Origin of the sequence: Gloeocapsa sp. PCC 7428, from assembly GCF_000317555.1 — a bacterium.
In the GTDB taxonomy this organism is placed as follows: Bacteria; Cyanobacteriota; Cyanobacteriia; order Cyanobacteriales; family Chroococcidiopsidaceae; genus Chroogloeocystis.
Genome location: NC_020051.1, coordinates 98,114 through 114,486 on the forward strand (window position 1 = coordinate 98,114; position 16,373 = coordinate 114,486).

Annotated in this window: 20 protein-coding genes and 1 pseudogene; 8 read left to right on the plus strand and 13 right to left on the minus strand. The window is 44.3% G+C overall.

Features of this window, described 5'->3' with window-relative positions; translation table 11 throughout:
* Nucleotides 1-78: 78 nt before the first annotated feature.
* Both GLO7428_RS25035 and GLO7428_RS28690 read left to right on the plus strand, forming a co-directional pair.
* Nucleotides 79-633, plus strand: a complete 555-nt coding sequence (locus tag GLO7428_RS25035) for a tetratricopeptide repeat protein (protein WP_196797665.1) — start codon at nucleotides 79-81, stop codon at nucleotides 631-633.
* A gap of 193 nt (nucleotides 634-826) precedes the next feature.
* A complete protein-coding gene (locus GLO7428_RS28690) occupies nucleotides 827-1,123 on the plus strand; it encodes a hypothetical protein (RefSeq protein ID WP_071882462.1) in 297 nt (98 codons plus the stop codon).
* 125 nt (nucleotides 1,124-1,248) lie between these two features.
* Here the strand turns inward: GLO7428_RS28690 and GLO7428_RS25040 are convergent, their stop codons facing one another.
* From GLO7428_RS25040 to GLO7428_RS29870, 4 genes are all read right to left on the minus strand, one after another.
* The gene (locus GLO7428_RS25040; RefSeq protein WP_015328595.1) at nucleotides 1,249-1,950 is read right to left on the minus strand and encodes a TVP38/TMEM64 family protein; all 702 of its coding nucleotides are present in this window, start codon (nucleotides 1,948-1,950) and stop codon (nucleotides 1,249-1,251) included.
* An 85-nt stretch (nucleotides 1,951-2,035) separates the two neighbouring features.
* Nucleotides 2,036-3,061 (minus strand): F510_1955 family glycosylhydrolase, encoded by a 1,026-nt coding sequence (locus GLO7428_RS25045; RefSeq protein WP_015328596.1) that lies wholly within the window; start codon nucleotides 3,059-3,061, stop codon nucleotides 2,036-2,038.
* Nucleotides 3,062-3,082: 21 nt separating this feature from the next.
* Entirely contained in the window at nucleotides 3,083-3,427 is a 345-nt protein-coding gene (locus tag GLO7428_RS25050) for a hypothetical protein (RefSeq protein WP_015328597.1), read from the minus strand.
* A 129-nt stretch (nucleotides 3,428-3,556) separates the two neighbouring features.
* Entirely contained in the window at nucleotides 3,557-3,703 is a 147-nt protein-coding gene (locus GLO7428_RS29870; RefSeq protein WP_352534525.1) for a hypothetical protein, read from the minus strand.
* On the opposite strand from GLO7428_RS29870, the gene GLO7428_RS29315 reads away from it, so the two are divergent.
* On the plus strand, nucleotides 3,631-3,816 hold the full coding sequence (locus tag GLO7428_RS29315; protein ID WP_231295690.1) for a hypothetical protein: 186 nt from the start codon (nucleotides 3,631-3,633) through the stop codon (nucleotides 3,814-3,816). The two genes, GLO7428_RS29870 and GLO7428_RS29315, sit on opposite strands and share 73 nt — an antisense overlap.
* Nucleotides 3,817-3,860: 44 nt before the next feature.
* Here the strand turns inward: GLO7428_RS29315 and GLO7428_RS25060 are convergent, their stop codons facing one another.
* Nucleotides 3,861-4,178, minus strand: coding sequence for a hypothetical protein (locus tag GLO7428_RS25060; RefSeq protein WP_015328598.1), 318 nt, complete (start codon nucleotides 4,176-4,178; stop codon nucleotides 3,861-3,863).
* A gap of 878 nt (nucleotides 4,179-5,056) precedes the next feature.
* On the opposite strand from GLO7428_RS25060, the gene GLO7428_RS25070 reads away from it, so the two are divergent.
* The gene (locus GLO7428_RS25070; RefSeq protein ID WP_015328600.1) at nucleotides 5,057-5,518 is read left to right on the plus strand and encodes a heavy metal-responsive transcriptional regulator; all 462 of its coding nucleotides are present in this window, start codon (nucleotides 5,057-5,059) and stop codon (nucleotides 5,516-5,518) included.
* A 9-nt stretch (nucleotides 5,519-5,527) separates the two neighbouring features.
* Here GLO7428_RS25070 and GLO7428_RS28695 read toward each other — a convergent pair.
* The 4 genes and pseudogenes from GLO7428_RS28695 to GLO7428_RS25090 form a co-directional block, all read right to left on the minus strand.
* Nucleotides 5,528-5,940 (minus strand): annotated as a pseudogene (locus GLO7428_RS28695) ((2Fe-2S)-binding protein).
* A 95-nt stretch (nucleotides 5,941-6,035) separates the two neighbouring features.
* On the minus strand, nucleotides 6,036-6,236 hold the full coding sequence (gene merF / locus GLO7428_RS25080; RefSeq protein WP_015328601.1) for a mercury resistance system transport protein MerF: 201 nt from the start codon (nucleotides 6,234-6,236) through the stop codon (nucleotides 6,036-6,038).
* Nucleotides 6,226-6,693 carry a heavy metal-responsive transcriptional regulator gene (locus GLO7428_RS25085; protein WP_015328602.1) on the minus strand — a complete coding sequence of 156 codons (468 nt, stop codon included), beginning with the start codon at nucleotides 6,691-6,693 and terminating at the stop codon, nucleotides 6,226-6,228. Before GLO7428_RS25085 ends, merF begins: the two co-directional genes overlap by 11 nt.
* Nucleotides 6,694-6,750: 57 nt before the next feature.
* Complete coding sequence (locus GLO7428_RS25090) at nucleotides 6,751-7,026, minus strand: thioredoxin family protein (RefSeq protein ID WP_015328603.1); 276 nt, start codon at nucleotides 7,024-7,026, stop codon at nucleotides 6,751-6,753.
* 299 nt (nucleotides 7,027-7,325) lie between these two features.
* Between GLO7428_RS25090 and GLO7428_RS25095 the strand changes: the two genes are divergently transcribed.
* The gene (locus GLO7428_RS25095) at nucleotides 7,326-7,796 is read left to right on the plus strand and encodes a helix-turn-helix domain-containing protein (protein ID WP_210404519.1); all 471 of its coding nucleotides are present in this window, start codon (nucleotides 7,326-7,328) and stop codon (nucleotides 7,794-7,796) included.
* A 251-nt stretch (nucleotides 7,797-8,047) separates the two neighbouring features.
* On the opposite strand, the gene GLO7428_RS25100 is transcribed toward GLO7428_RS25095, so the two are convergent.
* The 3 genes from GLO7428_RS25100 to GLO7428_RS27125 form a co-directional block, all read right to left on the minus strand.
* Complete coding sequence (locus GLO7428_RS25100) at nucleotides 8,048-9,067, minus strand: DUF4238 domain-containing protein (protein ID WP_015328605.1); 1,020 nt, start codon at nucleotides 9,065-9,067, stop codon at nucleotides 8,048-8,050.
* Between the two features lie 234 nt (nucleotides 9,068-9,301).
* Complete coding sequence (locus tag GLO7428_RS25105; RefSeq protein ID WP_015328606.1) at nucleotides 9,302-9,550, minus strand: hypothetical protein; 249 nt, start codon at nucleotides 9,548-9,550, stop codon at nucleotides 9,302-9,304.
* An 81-nt stretch (nucleotides 9,551-9,631) separates the two neighbouring features.
* Nucleotides 9,632-9,874, minus strand: a complete 243-nt coding sequence (locus GLO7428_RS27125) for a hypothetical protein (RefSeq protein WP_071882463.1) — start codon at nucleotides 9,872-9,874, stop codon at nucleotides 9,632-9,634.
* Between the two features lie 64 nt (nucleotides 9,875-9,938).
* Between GLO7428_RS27125 and GLO7428_RS25110 the strand changes: the two genes are divergently transcribed.
* The 3 genes from GLO7428_RS25110 to GLO7428_RS25120 all read left to right on the plus strand — a co-directional run bounded on the left by GLO7428_RS25110 (nucleotide 9,939) and on the right by GLO7428_RS25120 (nucleotide 13,352).
* Nucleotides 9,939-11,198: a hypothetical protein gene (locus GLO7428_RS25110; protein WP_104547886.1), complete on the plus strand. Its 1,260-nt coding sequence runs from the start codon at nucleotides 9,939-9,941 to the stop codon at nucleotides 11,196-11,198.
* A 463-nt stretch (nucleotides 11,199-11,661) separates the two neighbouring features.
* Entirely contained in the window at nucleotides 11,662-12,417 is a 756-nt protein-coding gene (locus GLO7428_RS25115) for a ParA family protein (protein ID WP_015328608.1), read from the plus strand.
* Nucleotides 12,414-13,352 (plus strand): ParB/RepB/Spo0J family partition protein, encoded by a 939-nt coding sequence (locus GLO7428_RS25120; protein ID WP_015328609.1) that lies wholly within the window; start codon nucleotides 12,414-12,416, stop codon nucleotides 13,350-13,352. Before GLO7428_RS25115 ends, GLO7428_RS25120 begins: the two co-directional genes overlap by 4 nt.
* A gap of 875 nt (nucleotides 13,353-14,227) precedes the next feature.
* Here GLO7428_RS25120 and topA read toward each other — a convergent pair.
* Nucleotides 14,228-16,360 carry a type I DNA topoisomerase gene (gene topA / locus GLO7428_RS25130; RefSeq protein ID WP_015328611.1) on the minus strand — a complete coding sequence of 711 codons (2,133 nt, stop codon included), beginning with the start codon at nucleotides 16,358-16,360 and terminating at the stop codon, nucleotides 14,228-14,230.
* Nucleotides 16,361-16,373: the final 13 nt, after the last annotated feature.

Here is a 16,373-nt window from a genome sequence, read left to right on the forward strand (position 1 = left end):
ATCGCCCTAATATCGATCACTGGGATTTCCCTGGGTACTCAGGAGACTCAGGCTGCTGAATCAACTCAGGCTGAAAATTTGTTCACTCAGGCTTCAACACAGTTGGAGCGGGGAAACTTTCAAGGAGCAATTCAGGATTTTAGCCAAGTGATAGAGCTTAATCCCGATTATATGGAAGCCTACTGTGAGCGTGGTCTTGCCTATGCATTTTTGGGAGACTATCAAGAAGCAATTGAGGGATTTCGTCAAGCTATTGAAATTGATCCAAACCATGTTGATGCTTACGCTCGCTGGGGGACTGCTCTGGCGAGTGTTGGAGATTTACAAGGGGCAATTGAAAAGTTTGATGAAACTCTAAGACTTGCTCCCAATTTTCTTGATGCTTACTACAACCGAGGTTTGGCTCACTACAGTCTTAATAACCATGAACAAGCTGTTGAGGATTTTACACAGGTCATCCAGCTTGAGCCAGCGCTGGCTCAAGCATACGGTCGTCGAGGTCTTGCTTACTATGCTTTGAGCAATCGTTCCGCAGCCATTTCAGATTTACAGCAAGCGGCTACTCTCTTTCAGCAGCAAGGCGATCGGGTTGGCTACCAACAAACACTTGATTTAATTCAGATTATTCAATGATAGCTAGAAAAACCAACTGACTAAGCAGTTAAAACCAGGCATTACTGAACTGATTAGTTCATCCTAACGGTATAGAGTCCTTACAAGCTTTAGGACTGCATTCTCGCGACGGTAAACCTCAATCACTTAGGGTTCATATAGAAATAACTTCACACTTTTCAGCTATAAGTTTGCCGCAGTTTTTTGGAAGTTGATGGCAGACAAGTTGGTGCATCAGTGCCAATGCCCAGAGTGCCGACAGCTTGATGAGCATCCCAATAAAGTGTTGCATCACCGATTGAATGTATTTCTCAGTTGTTTGAACGAGCACCAAGGGCGTTGTTACGTGGCATTGGGCAGCGTCAAAAGCATTTATCTAAGCTACTATTTCGACGTTGCTTCTGGGGCGAGTGTTGTTCTGCTCTCTACAGTTATTTTTGGCATTGTTCTACTTTCGACAAACTTCAAACAACGCCGAAAGCGCAAAATCTCTGATTCACATTTATTATAGAAGCTGTTCCTAATTAGATTTGTAACTTCTCATCCACAAAATCACGATCTATGTCTGAATGTATTTAGGTACAAATACTTCACTACACTTTGATTCTAAATGGGTAATGAGATAATACCACGCATTCATTCCAAGTGAATAATATCTCTCATATTGAACCAGTTGTACCGATGAATACTATACGGTAAACCTATCAACAGAATCAGGAACAGAATAGAAAGAACAATCCCTAACGGTAAACCAACTGTAAATGTTGAACCTAAAAATGTTAGAAAAAAAGTAGATGGAATCATGCCAAGCAATGTTGCAGTAGCATAAATTGGCAATGAGAGTCCTGTGATACCGGCTCCATAGCTAATCAGATCAAATGATAACACTGGAAGTAGGCGTGTGATGAAGATCACCCAACCAAGATAAACTTCCCCTCGATTTTTAGAGAAGTAGATGAGTTTCCCTGTTAGCGCATGGACAGCCGATCGCCCTAGTGTATAGCCAATAAAGTATGCCAGCAAACCACCTAAGAAACCGCCAATGACACTATAAATTCCTGCCAAAATTGGACCCCAGATCATCCCAGCCACAACCGCAAGTGGGGCACTTGGAATCGGGCTGATCACAACAGATAGCGTCAGAATACCCGTGTAAACCAGTACTCCCAGCCATCCCCAACGTTGAGTCGCTTGTTTCAGCCCTTCAGCAGAAAATAGATCAAACTCCGGTCGAATCCAGAGCCACCCGCAAATTAGTAGATACAACAGCAGGATGGTCAGGGCAATGGTATTCTGACGGTTGAGAAGGTGCTGCTTTTTTCGTCGCTTGCGCTTCATAAAAGATTAAAAGGTACTGACCATCTCGGCACTTTGGTCAACAAGCAATGTAAGCATCATGCAACGCATCGTTTCCTCACAATTACTAACTTAGTTCATTCCATGTTTTACCACCGTCCTGTGATTGGAAAACAATATTGTTCTCATTAATAGCGTAGAAAATCTGTGCATTACTGGGAGCAACAGCTAGATACAAAACTGTGCCCTCTAGTCCATTGCTGCTCCAAAGCTCCCAGGTTTGTCCATTGTCCACGCTGCGGTATAGTCCAGTATTGGCAGGAGAGACGCGATATCCAAACATCACCGTCCTGTCGCCATCTGCTTGCAGTGCTAATCCTACTATTGGAGCAGTAGCTGTGCTGGGAATGAGTGACCACGTTTTGCCCGCATCTTGACTTTCATATAGCCCGGCTTGTGTTGTCGCTACCACTCGCTCTGCATTGAGAGGATCAACTTTAAGGCTAAACGGCATTACCTCTAAACCATTTGCAGGCTGCTGTACCCAGGTTTGACCAGCATCGTGCGATACAAAGAAGCCTCGTTCTCCAGATGTGGCTAGACCGTAAATGATGTCAGGGCGGCTAGGTGCGATCGCCATTGCATGAAAATCTACTCCTGACATGGAAACTTCTTGCCAATCTACTCCTTGATTTCGGCTCACTTGAAACCCCAAGTTGCCACCTTCTGGTGGATGGCCACTGGCATAGAAGCGATTTGCGTCAGTTGGGTGAGCGATGAAACCCATGTAATCGTACCGTTCTTTTACCCAATACCATCGACCTGTCTCAGATCGCTTTAGAAGACCATTATGACTGGCAACATAGATAATTTGAAAACTATCAGGGCTGACGGTTAATCCATGAATGTGATTGTTTGCCTGCCAGTTCTCTGCTGGTTTTAGAGACGCTTCTGAAGTAGTGGGCGCTAGTAAGTTATCCGTTTGGTTGGATGGCGATTGAGATGCAGCACTGGACAAATTGCTTCTGGTAGGCTGGCTGGTACGACTAAATAACCAGGCTGCACCTCCTAAGGCTATGAAAAATACGATTGCAGGGACAGCGTAAGCTAACCATTTTGCAGCCTTTCCCTGGTTTGAATTTGACTGACTCATAATGTTCTGGTAGTTTCCTGGTTATTGCCTCATGCCCATCATGCTACTGCAAGGGGTCACTATACGGCTTATCAAAGTTTGAGGTTGGAAGTGATTGACATTCCAGACGCTTAACAGGGCAATCGCCATTCCTGCACCGACGAGGGTATCTTTGAGCCGTTGTTTTCGTCTCTCCACTTGGAACTGTTTCAACCGGATCTCCTGCACCGCTTGTTCTATGTATTTGGGCGGAATATTGGCGGCTGCTCCAGCTTGAATTAATTCCTCTAACGAGTACCCCTGCACTGCTTGGGCATATAAGCAAGCGGCACGGGCAAACACCTCTGGGGCGATCGCTTCAGGAATTCGAGAATCTGAATTGTTCATAGCACAGTCTGAATTCAGGAAATAAAGGGAAGAATGTCTGCCAAGACAAAAATTCCCTATGTGTCAAGTCCATCCTAAACTCTCCATTAAGCTATGGAGTCAGGTGGAATGACTTATATAATGTGTGAGTTACACGCGCAATTGAGCCAGTTGCTCGTCCCGATTAAGCAATTTACTGGCAGGTAACAAAGATCGTCGGTGTGATGAAGCAGATATTGAATCCTTGTCCATTTGGTTCATCATTAGAAGTATCGCAAGCGGACAGGCTGCTAGCAACAGCAGTGGTAATGCCCTCAGCGTCAGTTGCGGTACTAACACAGCAATTGCAATGCCGACGGCTACCTGCCCCACCAACACTTTCCAGTCAAAACACATGCCAAGGAAATTGACTTTTGTTTTCAGCGTGTTGCTCTTGTCAGAGATAGAGATGATCTTATTGTCCTGGCATTGGGTTCATCCTGCCCTGTCCTGAAGGGCTATTCTGCTGCCTCATCATCCCAGACATATCGTCATTGCCCATCATGTTGTGCATCATGCTCATCATAGAGTTGCACTGAGCAATCATTTGCCTCATTTGTTCTTCTGTTGGGGCTGTCTGCGTCTGATTTGTATCAGAAGGTGTTGCAGGCTGCCTTTGAGCAATAGTAGAGGTTGTTTGATTGTGCTCATGAGCGATCGCCGGAAGTACGGTTACTCCCAACATGGCTAAACCAACTACAATTCCACTGGTAATGATTCGAGTACGTTTCATAGTATTCATTCAATGTTCAATCAACAATTTGTCAACATCTCGATGACTATTGCTATGCTAGAGTCTCTAGTCGGCTATAGAGTCAAGTCATCGACAACATTTTCTTACGCGATCAATAACGTCCTAGAGTGAAATAGCTTTACTACTCTTTGATCGCTCACTTTACTTGCAACTTTCGCCAAGGAAAAAATTTGAATCATTTTTTGAGCGATGCATAGCGATCCTCCAACGCTAGGTTAGATAACAAAGGGCGTCCAGCCTGACTTTACTGTTGATGATAGCCATAAGGACTTATTGAGGTGTACTATGTCAAATTCCCGAACCGTCATCCGCTCCTTTCACTGGCTGAATTCACCCGAATGGAATGTAGCTATATTTTCATTTCTCCTGTCTTTCTTCTGGGAGGTTCAGCAAATGCCGTTCTATCAAGTCCCATCTGAGCTTTCCTGCTTTGGGATGATCAGAAATTGCACTCTGGCTACAGTAGGTGATGTTGGAATTGTGCTTACTTCCTTTTGGGTGGTTGCAGCCAGATCAAAGTCACGTCAATGGGTTCGTCAACCCAGTCTAAGGCAAATCAGCGTATTTACACTTGTAGGAGTTTTAATTACAGTTATTTTTGAAGGCCTAGCAACAAGATGGTTGGGTATTTGGACTTATGCCGATTTCATGCCAATAGTCCCAATTTTGGGTACTGGATTACTGCCACTGTTGATGTGGCTACTAATCCCACCTTTAATAATTTGGTTCGTCAAACGCCAACTTTATCATGTCAGATGAGCCATATAGTGCTCAAAAAGCCTTGACTCTATAGTTAGCTATAGAGTTTAGACTGGAAATGCAGCGGGGCATTTTGCTCCAGATTCAACGGGACTGCCATGAGAAGACTGAGCCAAAACCGATTGCCAGAGAAACTGCTCAAGATTGGAGAGCTGGCAGAGCAGAGCGATGTTGCAGTAGGAACTATTCGCTATTACGAAACATTGGGGTTGATTGAACCGACCCACAGAAGCGAAAGTGGCTACCGTTATTACACTACTGATGCGATTAAGCGCGTGCAGTTTATCAAGAAGGCGCAATCTCTCCAGTTTTCCCTGTCCGAAATTCAGCAGATTTTGGGTGTTCGACATCAAGGCGATCCAGCTTGCCCACTAGTGCGAGACCTATTAAACCGAAAAATTGCTGAGTTGGACGCGCAACTCGATCGCATCAAGACGCTTAAGGTCGAGCTAGAAATATATCGCGATCGCTGGGCAGATCGCCCGTTCGATGATCCTTACAGCCAAGAGCTTTGCAGCATGATTGAAGAAGTGGCTGGGCATGTGCTTTCTAACGATTAACATTTGACATCATCTCTTGAATAATTCTTTAACAACAAAACGAACATTTTCTAAACAGCAAAACCCTTGAGGGTTATTGAGTTCACAACCACAGCGTTTGGTTTTGATATCATCCATGATGGCGACGATCGCACTGCTCTCACCACGCTGTTGATCTCTTCATTAATTCGCTGACGGCTCCAGCCAAAACAGTAACAAACTGGAACAGTATCTCTTTGATCTTTCTGAAACACAGAGACTTTCACATCAGCCGTTGTAAATTCTTGTCCCGCTTCTGAAAAGTAGACTATTGGACACTCAGCGTGAGCACAAAAAAAATACGGCGGCTGTGGGTCTAACTGTTCCAATGCTATGGGCTGAAGCAAGCTTTTGAGCGTAATAAGTTTAACAGGCTTCCCGTTGCTACCATCATGAGGACACATCGATTTGTCAGAAGATGTGGCTATACATCTGGAGTTGCACAACAACAATCGTGCATCTTACAAATCCTGTTAATTTCCTAATCTTTGCATTGGCACTAGTGACGATAGCGCCAGTAGGAAACAATAGTCAGCCCAACCATTGCACCTAAAGTAGGCAGCAGAACATAATCGAGATAGCCAATCCACGCACTTAAACCAATCACTCCCAATCCAATGACCAAGACTGGGGTGAAGTAACAGAGTGCAATGATGACCGTTCCAGTCAGGCTAGCAATTAGGGCTGCCTTAAGTTTCACAGTTTCCTCCAAGATCACTGGTCTCGATTGATCGCTCAATTAATCCACAAACTATCCCGTTGCAATGGGTTTTAGTTGGGGTAGCAGATGCGTCAGCAAGTGAGGCTTCAATCTGCTCATATCGATTGGCTAAGTCTTGGCGAAACGCCAGCATCGCTTGAATCCGATGATCTAATTCATCGAGGTGTTGCTTCACCATACGCTTGAGATCATTACAAGGAGGCGTTCCACGGGACCTAATCTCGATCAATTGTTCGATTTCATCCAGCGATAGCCCAAACTGCTTAGCTTTTTGAATAAAGCGCAGTCGTTCTTCATCCTCTGCGGTATAAAGGCGATAGTGCGATGCGGTACGTCTGGGTGCTTTAAGCAGTCCCAGTCGTTCATAATATCGAATCGTCTGGGTAGGCAGATGCACTCGCTGACTCAACTCACCGATCAATAAACCTTCTTTCATGATTCCATTAACACTCCTTAGGTAGGAAAGAAATCGTTTCCCTCCTGCTTGCATACTCTATCGTTGTCCAATGCCAGCCGCGATTAGTGCTTCACGGGAAATCGGCTGCTGATTTTGACAACACTCTGTTAGTTTGCCATTAACCACAACTGCTGGAACCCGATGAATCCCGTATTGATTGGCTTTCTCACGGCATTTGTGGGTTGAACACCCTTCACGCAAATCCCACACCTGAATCTCGCAGCTTTCACATGCTAACGATTGCACCAATTTGACGGTTTCATCACACAGCGGGCAACCTGCTGTAAAGACTTCAACTAAACGCTTAGTCATCTCAAACTTCTCCTAAGTGCTAACCCCAGCGTAAACCTTATACCTGACTTCAATGTCAAGGGGTAACTGTAAGCGGCTGCCGTCAGTCGATAGTTATTTCATTGCCGTTTTATTTTTCTGCATTAGACATAGATATAGATATAGGAACGTTTTAGCTACTGATCTTGACTATCTAGCTGGCTAGAGTGTTTAGAGTAGTGGACAGAATGGTCAAATCATTGATTGCTCGTAATTTCAGTAAAGTTGAATCATTATGAAACTTCGTCGTCATTTTCTGGATCTTAGTGCGGCGAGTGCGGATGAACCTCAAAACGAGTCAAGCCGAACTCGCGCAACAAGCAGGAATTCACTTGCAAAGTATCGGCAAGATTGAATCAGGAAAGACAACGCGACTAAACTCCAAATCGCGTGTTGGATTAGCACGAGCGTTGCAGATTATACAAGAATATTTAGATGCGGTTTGTCAAGGAGTGCCTGTATCAGATATTGGGCAGCAGTTGAAGATTTGTCCTCAATGTGGGACGCCAGGAACTGAAGCTGAACCGATGTGTTTGCATCCTCGCTCCAAATTTTGTTTTGCTTGTGAAACACGATTGCGCGCTCCCTGTCTCAGTTGTAATGAGGCGACGTGTCCCTCAAGTTTCGCTTCTGCCCTTTATGTGGCACTACTTAAAAGTAGAACTCGGAACTGGTATGACAGAGGTCATGGCTTAAAGATTAAATTATTGTCTATTGCTGCTTTTTGGATCGCAGAATGCAATCGCGGGTGAGCAAGGCGCACGACTCGATCTTCCGAACAGACTAATCCGTCCCCTGCCCTTTCATAAAGCAAAATTGCTTCATCATTGTGAACATTAAAGTAAATAATTCCATCAATTCTTGAGTAAATATCTTCGTTCTCGTAAAAATAGCGGGACTATTTCTGAGAAAGACCTCCGTCAGCCGTTTTAGAAAGCACGTTACTGAGCCAGCCTTCATTGCCTCCGAATCACGAAGGTTAAACAGCTTTAAAGTGCAAGTATTACTTACGTCCAAATCCTTTGTTCTTAACCTTTGTACCCACAAATAACCTTTTTATGGAAGGTTCTAACATTTCTTGCATCGTTCTTGGTGGTTTTTGGTTGTTCAAAAACCAAGTTTCATCTACATCTTTAGTATTGGCAATAAGTTCTTTTTGCGCATTTGCACGTATCCTTGCATTAAATAATCTAGACCAATTAGAATCAAAAGTAGCATATTCATCCTTCAGTCCTAACGCCCCTACAAAAGCTAAGTGAGGAGTAAGCGGACAAATAAAAGCACTACCTAGTACTTTTTCTCTATGAAGTTGAAAAATGGATGGATCTTCTTCAATGATGCATGGCGTATCAGAAGTTAATAACGGTAATCCTTCAACTCTAACAATCGTGAAGGGAAGAGTTTTCGCTAGTTCTAATTGGTTTGATGCATTAATAATGAATTGAGGATGTACTTTAGTAATCCAAGAAGCGGTTAATTCCTGCAAAGATGAGTCAATTGACGGCTGTTTTTTCTTGTTCTCTCTCAATGCTTTACGACGATCAGTTCTATTGAACCCTTGTTGACGCAAATCCTGTTCTAGCTCTCGCTGTGTTCGGCTTTTCACTTCTTGATTAGTTTTTGCATTCGCATAGCTAATTACGTGAGGCAGAAGTTCCCGCCACCAAGCACTTCGTACGAACAAACCCACGATAAATTGCCGAAGCACATTGCGATCTGCCGCCGGCAGGGGCGTTTCGCCATCGTATTCCGTCAGGGGGTCGTTTGCCTCCAAACGAGGAAGGAGGGTGGCTGCGATAGTTTCATTTCTGTTCAGATAATTCTCTAATGGAGCGTGGCGTGTACCATCTAGCTCTTGCTCGGTAAAGTAATGTCCTTCTACAAAAGCATCCTTGGTCAGGCGAGGCGAACAGTCAAGGCTATCTTTGTTAAAAATCCAGATAGTAGATTTCTCGCTACAGGGATCTTTCCATTGATCTAGATAGAAATGTGGAATTTTATGATGACGCTTAGGATTTGGCACAGTTTACTTTAATGAAGATAAAATAAATAACTTAAATAGATTTGAGCGCTGCTTTAACCTTCTGCTGAAAAGCATCTTTCTTTTTGCAGCTAAATCTGCAAGTCAATGATAAAACAGCTACCAAAGTGCGTAGGCTCTATCACTGTAGTTCAATTGGTATTGCAAACACATAGAGCGATTTTTATCTACTTATCTACATTTAGCTAATCGCTGTTTCTTGAACACAACTCTTTTTTATATTCCACTAAACTCTTCACGCAATTCAGTCATACTCCAACCACTACCATACACTGAATCTTCTGGATAATCTTCTGCTAAAGACTCCAGCTTGAATTCAGATTTTGGTTGCTCTATCTCAAAATCTAATTTGTCAATGTCACTTTCAACTTCTGTTGCTTGTGCAGTTTGCACATCAGGCTTCTTAGGCTTTTCTACTGACTTCTTAGGCAGTTGGTTAACTCTAATGATTTTGCTTGAATTCATACTTAGTCTTATTTGTCGGGAAGCAAAGTTGCTTTTACTATAGCGGTAATTAGTAGTGCTCAGAGCGCACCTACGACTTCATTAGCTAGCGTTACGGCGTTTTTGCCGCTTAACTAATACAGGTCGAGGTTTTTTCTTGTGAGCTGTTTCAGTGTGAATCATACTTGGTCGGCAGCGATCGCAGTACAGAGGACGCGAACCATATGTTTCGCGTTCCACATCTTTGTTACACTGCTTGCAGATGAACTTGTACACGCGCGTATGAATTACCCGTTCGTGTGCTCTGACGGTGTATTCTCGAACATGAACTTTCTTAGATGGCATACGTTAGAAATATCACACTGCTGTACATATTATGCTAGCGACACTCCACGCTCAAGAGCGAACAATGCTTCAAAACCAACACTTCATTCATAGCCTCATTGAACTGCGCGATCGCTATCACATAATTGTGCAAGAATGTACCAGTGCGATTTCGCATGCAACTGAACAACTTAATCGTATTCATGCTTTGTTAGTGGATCAGTTAGTCGAACAACAGCAACTGACGGAAAGTCTACTTCAACTCCGAGCGCACTACCAAACACAACACGCACAACAACACTCAAAAGCCCAAAGTGCTAAAGAGCAAATTGCGCATATTAACGCACTCTTAGCAGACCAGCTCATCTTACAGCACAACGAGCTTCAGATTATCCAATCAGCACCGGACACTCCTATTCGTGGAGAAACCTCCCGCACAGAGGTATCCTCAACTGTCGAGCCGAAGCATCTTGATATTTCAAGAGATAGCGAGGTTTCTTCGCCGACGTTAGTTGATGAAGTATTAACCCAATTGCTCCATGAAAGCGAACAGCAACCGTCACAGCAAGTACCGGAACACTCAGAACAATCAGTCACTGCAAATTTTCTCCAAAAAGAGGTGGTTGGCTCAGCTTTCAATCGCCAGCAAGACGAACAACAGCACTCAGAATCTGACTCACCCATTCAATTCCCAGATCCAGAGCATTCAACTTTTTTGGAGTATCCCCAGCAATTGCCTTCTCCAAAGTTGCACAAAGCACAATCGCAATTTCTCAAAACACCACTTTTGCCACAGTATCAGCACTTGAGTAAATCTGAAGCTGTTGAACAGCTATTGCAGGAAAATGAAGGCAGTATTTTGCACTTAGATTACATTGTTCGTGCTGTGCAGGGAGAGGTTGAGCAAGAAAACCTTAAAGCAGAAAGGTTGAGAATGAATGATACTCTGCGTAAGGGAGTAGAAAAAGGACTTTGGGAGAAAGTCCCAGATTCTCCTGGTTGCTATACGATTGACCTCAAACTGATTGCATCAAACTCGGAAAATCAAGATTCTAAATCTCGCCAACAAAAACAAATAACCAAATCGAACGAGCAACTCTTAGCGCGCTATCAGAATATGAGTTTTACAGCAGCAGTGACAACGATAGTAGAAGAAAATGTTGGCGAGGTCTTGACTCCTGAAAAAGTGGCACGAGCATTATATGGGGAAATTGAAGGTAAGGCTTTGACTAAAGCTAAAGCGCAAGTTGGCAAAATCCTCTGGAATGGTGCTAAACAAGGGCGATGGAAAAGCGTTCCTGGTCAATTAGGTGCCTATACACTCCAGTTGAGTACATTGAAGTAAATCTATTTCTCAAATCGTTGCATCATCGATTGAGCACGCTTGTAATTTGCAATATTAGGCTAGCCCCTGTAGTAAAAAACTCCAGCATAAAGGGGTACAAAAATCTATTTGCCGCTTAAGGAAATCAGGACACGTTCACCAACGACATAGTAACTTTTGAGTGGGACTATACGATCATCTTTGGGTAGCCAGCATTGATGCGTCTCAAATTTCATAAGATGTCTTATTTTTAGCAAAGTTTGAGAGCTATAAAGTTGATTCAGTTTAGTCCCTAGCTGTTTATCACCCCTTAAGCTTCTTCAGTCACCTAAACTGTTTTATAGGAAGTTTCATGACTCTTTGCTCCTACCGTTAGAGGGAGTTTCCAGTTTTCTCAGTTGCTAAGCTAACTTATACTCAAAAAGATATTGCATAACTGAGTTGGGTTATGCTTTTGTCAAACCAAACTTGATATGTGAAGTCAATGAGTAGGGTAATTACGCTGTTTAATCAATCAGGGGGAGTAGGTAAAAGTACATTGACAATGAATCTAGGCTACCATTTGGCTCAACGGCAGCAGCGAGTTTTACTCGTTGATATGGACCCACAGGCATCGCTGACCGTATTTATGGGCTTGGAGCCATCAGAACTAGGCAACACAGTGTATGAAGCGATTGTTATTGGCGAACAGCTACCAATCTATAAGAACATTCATAACATGGATTTGGCTCCTGCCAACATTAACTTGAGTGGGGCAGAACTAGAATTGGTAGTAGCAGATATGCGAGATGTACGTCTAAAGGAAGCGCTAAAGCCGATTCTGAAACAATACGATTTCATTTTGATAGACTGTCCCCCCTCCCTCGGTATTCTTAGCTATATCAGCCTAGTAGCTTCAACTCATGTCTTAATTCCCATTCAGACGCAGTACAAAGCCCTAAAAGGAACAGAACTTTTGTTAAATACAATTGGTCGCGTGCGGTCTCGCGCCAATCGCAAGCTAAAAATTGCTGGTGTAATTCCAACAATGCATGATTCTCGGACTGTACAAGGCGAAATGAGTTTACAGTCAATTCAAGAGCATTTATCCCAAATCGGGAAAATTTATCCAACCATTCCTCGGTCAGTTGCCTTTGCGGATGCTTCACAAGATCACGCACCGCTTGCCCTCTACAATGCTAAACACCCAGCGGTTAGCCTCCTCAAGCAAATTGCCAAAAATTTGGAGGTGATGTCATGAGTGTCAGAAAACAACGCTCTCAGCCCTATCAAATAAAAGGAGTCGATGCTTTGTTTGGAGAACTACCTGTAGCGGAAGTTGCAGCAGAAATTCTCCCACTTTCCCAAATTGCTCTGCCCCAGCAGCAGCCTCGTCGCTACTTTGATCCTACGGCTATGCAGGAGCTAGTAGAGTCAGTCAGGCAGCATGGGATTCTCCAACCAATGTTGGTACGTCCGCTCTTAGACGATAAGTATGAACTAGTAGCTGGAGAAAGGCGCTATCGAGCTGCTGTATCAGCGGGTCTAGAAGAAGTTCCTGTAGTTATTCGGGAGTTGACAGATAATGATGCATTGCAGCTTGCCCTGCTGGAGAACTTACAACGCGAAGATTTAAACCCAATTGAAGAAACAGAAGGCATCCTACAACTCATAGCGTTAAAACTAAATATAACATCCGAGTCGGCGATCGCTTTGCTCAATCAAGCTGCTCACCCCGAACGTAATTCTGTGGATAACGTTATCCACAGCAAGGACTGGCAGTTGGTGCAAGAGGTTTTTAACACAGTAGGAAAATTCACGCCAGAAAGCTTTCGCACCAATCGCTTACCATTGCTGAATTTACCGGATGAAGTTTTAGATGCCCTACATCTGGGGCAGATTGCCTATACTAAGGCTAGAGCAATCGCTAAAGTTAACGATTTAGGGCAGCGTCAGGCATTACTAGAGTCAGCGATCGCAGAGAACCTCTCCCTAACTCAAATCAAACAAAGAGTTGCTCAAATAATAGATTGCGGTGCAAATCAGAGCGATCGCAGTCAATCGTCATCACTCAAAAACCGTATGGATGCAGCCTATCACCTTGCTAAAAAATCAAAAATTTGGGAAAATCCTAAAAAACAGAAGCAAATAGAGAAGCTATTAGCTGAGTTAGAAAAGCTTTTTTCTCAAGATTGACATTTGTTGCTTTTCTAAAATATTTAACACAAATTGGTAAAGAGTAATATAGTCGTTGCCAAGCAAAATTTAGCTTTTCTCTAGTCTGTACCATCAAAGAAGGTTTTTGTTCGAGAATACAAAATTCGAGCACCCGAGCGTACAATCCACACCCGTCTGTACAAGCTTATCTGCCAGCAATGCAACCAACTGACAGAGAGGGATTCTGACGGTCCCCGCACTCTCTACTGCGAGATTTGTCGTCCACCATCTGGCGCGAAAGACGATTCCCCGCAAAGGAAGAAAAAAACCAGACCCGTACTCGTTACAAGAACTCAAGCTTCGCGATCAAGTAAGAGCGATCGCTCTTAGAGGCGTAGGAGGTTTACTTGCTAAATTTAGGAGTATTGTCAAATCAAGGAGTTGCTGAGGTGAAGTATTAAGGACAGCTTTCGTCTCGAGCAACATTTGTGTAGAGCCTAACTTTTCTACATAACAACAATAAAGTTAGGTTCTACACAAATGTTGCTCAAAACTACTGAGTCATTCAATACATTTATCTGCCCTGCCTAATCCAACCCCTGCCTACAAGCTCAGCAGTTTCAGCGGTGTAATAAACCTTCTGTTCGCTAAATACCACGCCTTGAAAACTGATAATCTGAAATTGCCAGCATTTGGCATTTGTATGGAACACTACGAGAATCGCTCCTCGAATGCCTACGAGCAGGTGAATTTTGGGCTGAGTCATGGGCGATCGCCAGTTTTACTGTCAAACGCGAAACTTCATCTAACGAAGGTGTAAGTACAAAACCTTTATATTATCTTAAAGCATAAAATTCTTTGTCAAACTATGAAATTTTGATAGCTCGTAACTTAGTTTTAAAGACTAAATTTAATTACAATTTCCCAAACTTAGGCGACCAAAAGCCATCTTGTCCCTCAAAAAACGCAACCTCCTGGCATTTGCCTCGCCGATTTTCTGCAATCGAACACCGTAGCATTAACTTAACTTTCTCTTCTTTCGTATAGTTGTAGCGCTCTAATAAAGCACCACAGACAGGACACGGGAGTTCTGTTAATGTCTCCGGACTGGGTCGGCGTTGGGTATAAGGCAATTCATACCTTTTCATACTTGGATTCCAAAACATGACTGTTCCACATCCAGAAGCAGAGCACTTGAGAAAATGATTGACTTTCAGTTTCTTGGACTGAGAAGGAATTTTGCTCATGGCCGCACCGCACTGGGCGCAGGAAATTTTAGTGGCTTCTGCCTGAAGTTTGGTTTTTGCCCGATCTTTGGGGTAGGAACTGTTAGCACCAAGTTGTTGGTTGGCTTTTTCAAGAGCAGGAGCAAAGTAAGTGCGATGCCAAGTTGTCAAATACATCTGCCAGTCCTGCTGACCCTGAGCGATCGCATCGAGTGTTGACTCCATTTGAGCTGTAAACTCTGGCTGAATCAAGTCTGGCAGTAGCTTTTCTAAAGCAGCGTCCAACTCCATTCCTAGAGCAGTCGGCTGAAGTTTGCCTTTGGCTACCTGCACGTAATCCCGTTCCTTCAACGTCTTAATTGTGGGGGCGTAAGTGCTGGGTCTGCCAATCCCTTTTCGCTCCATCAATTGCACGAGCTTGGGTTCGGTGTAACAGGGTAGCGGCTGGGTTTGTTTTTTGTCTGCTTGAGCTTGTTTGAGCTTGAGCGATTGTCCTTGTTGAAGGGTAGGGAGTTGGGTGTCGCTGCTAAGGTTATTCCAATAGCGGGTGTAGCCAGGAAACTCCAAGACCTGGCCCCTAGCCTCCCAGTAGGCTGAACCCGATTGTGTCACTACGCGAGTTCTACGTAAACAGGCGCTTTGGCACTGAGAAGCAACCGTTCGATTCCAAATCAAATCGTATAACTTGGCTTCTGACGCGCTCGCTTGAAACTCCAATTGTGCTGGTGTGCGATAGACATCGGTAGGACGGATTGCCTCATGTGCTTCTTGAGCGCCCGCTTTGGAGCGGTGCTGAGTGGTTTTGTTAGGTATATTGACAGGATCGTGCTGCTCCAGGTATTGACGCACGGACGCGCAAAATTCCTCTGCCAGTGCTACAGAATCGGTTCGCATGTAGGTGATGTAGCCCGCTTCATAGAGGGACTGTGCTACCTTCATGGTTTGCTCTGGGCTGAAGCGCAGCTTTGCACCGGCCGCTTGTTGGAGAGTAGAAGTCGTGAAGGCAGCTGGGGGAGATTGATGAGTTATTTTGCCTTCCACAGTCACAACTTGATGCGGGTGGGAGCGGGCGATCGCTACCAGTCGGTCTGCCTCCGCCTGACTCGTCACTCGGTCAGATTCTGGGGTTTCCTTACTTTCTTTTGCGTCATCAGGCTGCTCTTGAGAAGTGGGCTGGGTGGAGTTGAGCTTGGTTCGGTAAAAGGCTTTAAAGCCTTCTTGGTATTCTACCCATACGCTCCAGTAATCCTGGGGTGTAAAGGACTGAATTTCCTTTTCTCTCAAGCACAGCAGGTGCAGCGTGGCACTTTGCACCCGTCCCATCGACTTAGCTCCAATGTTGAGCTGCCAGACTACGTGTTTGCTGCCTTTATAACCTACCAGTTTGTCCAAGCAATCTCGCGCCCGCCCTGCAGCAATTAATGCCAGATCGAGCGATCGCGGACGAGCAATCGCTGCTTTGACCGCTTGGGATGTAATTTCGGTGTAGACAATTCGCTGAGGATTCTTCAGCCGCAACGCTTGCTGTAAGTGCCAACCAATGGTCTCTCCCTCGCGGTCGGGGTCAGTGGCAATGTAGACGGTATTAGCTTGCTTGACTGCCTGACTTAGTTCTGCCAGAATTTTCTTACCCCGTGCGCCTCTAGGTTCGTAGCGGCACTGGATAGAGTCCCCTTCCAGGTCAAAGCCCAAAGCGTCTTCTCCATCCGAAGCTAACTCCCGCACGTGACCCATACTAGCTTTGACTATCCAGTTACTGCCAAGGATTTGTTTGAGTTTTTTTAACTTACCTGGACTCTCAATAATTAAAAGATTCGTCATAGTGCTGAACCAG

What these genes read in the sequence shown, in the direction of transcription:
- GLO7428_RS25060 (WP_015328598.1), bottom strand. Translation starts at nt 4,178, where the DNA reads ATGAAACGTACTCGAATCATTACCAGTGGAATTGTAGTTGGTTTAGCC.
- GLO7428_RS29315 (WP_231295690.1), top strand. Translation starts at nt 3,631, where the DNA reads ATGAAGCAGATATTGAATCCTTGTCCATTTGGTTCATCATTAGAAGTA.
- GLO7428_RS25070 (WP_015328600.1), top strand. Translation starts at nt 5,057, where the DNA reads ATGAGAAGACTGAGCCAAAACCGATTGCCAGAGAAACTGCTCAAGATT.
- GLO7428_RS25050 (WP_015328597.1), bottom strand. Translation starts at nt 3,427, where the DNA reads ATGAACAATTCAGATTCTCGAATTCCTGAAGCGATCGCCCCAGAGGTG.
- GLO7428_RS25120 (WP_015328609.1), top strand. Translation starts at nt 12,414, where the DNA reads ATGAGTGTCAGAAAACAACGCTCTCAGCCCTATCAAATAAAAGGAGTC.
- GLO7428_RS27125 (WP_071882463.1), bottom strand. Translation starts at nt 9,874, where the DNA reads ATGCCATCTAAGAAAGTTCATGTTCGAGAATACACCGTCAGAGCACAC.
- GLO7428_RS25090 (WP_015328603.1), bottom strand. Translation starts at nt 7,026, where the DNA reads ATGACTAAGCGTTTAGTTGAAGTCTTTACAGCAGGTTGCCCGCTGTGT.
- GLO7428_RS25040 (WP_015328595.1), bottom strand. Translation starts at nt 1,950, where the DNA reads ATGAAGCGCAAGCGACGAAAAAAGCAGCACCTTCTCAACCGTCAGAAT.
- GLO7428_RS28690 (WP_071882462.1), top strand. Translation starts at nt 827, where the DNA reads ATGGCAGACAAGTTGGTGCATCAGTGCCAATGCCCAGAGTGCCGACAG.
- topA (WP_015328611.1), bottom strand. Translation starts at nt 16,360, where the DNA reads ATGACGAATCTTTTAATTATTGAGAGTCCAGGTAAGTTAAAAAAACTC.
- GLO7428_RS25105 (WP_015328606.1), bottom strand. Translation starts at nt 9,550, where the DNA reads ATGAATTCAAGCAAAATCATTAGAGTTAACCAACTGCCTAAGAAGTCA.
- GLO7428_RS25110 (WP_104547886.1), top strand. Translation starts at nt 9,939, where the DNA reads ATGCTTCAAAACCAACACTTCATTCATAGCCTCATTGAACTGCGCGAT.
- GLO7428_RS25115 (WP_015328608.1), top strand. Translation starts at nt 11,662, where the DNA reads ATGAGTAGGGTAATTACGCTGTTTAATCAATCAGGGGGAGTAGGTAAA.
- GLO7428_RS25095 (WP_210404519.1), top strand. Translation starts at nt 7,326, where the DNA reads ATGAACCTCAAAACGAGTCAAGCCGAACTCGCGCAACAAGCAGGAATT.
- GLO7428_RS25085 (WP_015328602.1), bottom strand. Translation starts at nt 6,693, where the DNA reads ATGAAAGAAGGTTTATTGATCGGTGAGTTGAGTCAGCGAGTGCATCTG.
- GLO7428_RS25045 (WP_015328596.1), bottom strand. Translation starts at nt 3,061, where the DNA reads ATGAGTCAGTCAAATTCAAACCAGGGAAAGGCTGCAAAATGGTTAGCT.